Genomic DNA, 267 nt, shown 5'->3' on the forward strand with positions numbered 1-267 from the left:
AAGATTGGTGCAGAGAAAGAGGGTACGGCAATCACAGTTGCAAACAGTAATGGTGATGCCCGTAGTATCTCTGGCGTGAAAGCAGCAGCTCTCTCTGAAGGATCGACAGAAGCGGTCAATGGTAGTCAGCTTTATTCATTGAATCAGACGCTAGCAAAGTACTTTGGTGGTAGTGCTAGCTATGAGAATGGCGAATGGATCGAACCAACTTTCACGCTTAAAACCTACAATGCAGATGGTACGGAAGGTGATCCACAGGAGCATCAT

1 protein-coding gene is annotated in these 267 nt (G+C 46.4%); it reads left to right on the forward strand.

Translation table 11 applies throughout. The features are described 5' to 3' along the window. On the forward strand, positions 1-267 hold a 267-nt coding region (locus tag ACFIKO_RS09310), incomplete at both ends, for a hypothetical protein (protein WP_375673888.1).

It is taken from the genome of Bartonella sp. TS82HLJMH, from assembly GCF_042193495.1.
Lineage (GTDB): Bacteria > Pseudomonadota > Alphaproteobacteria > Rhizobiales > Rhizobiaceae > Bartonella > Bartonella grahamii.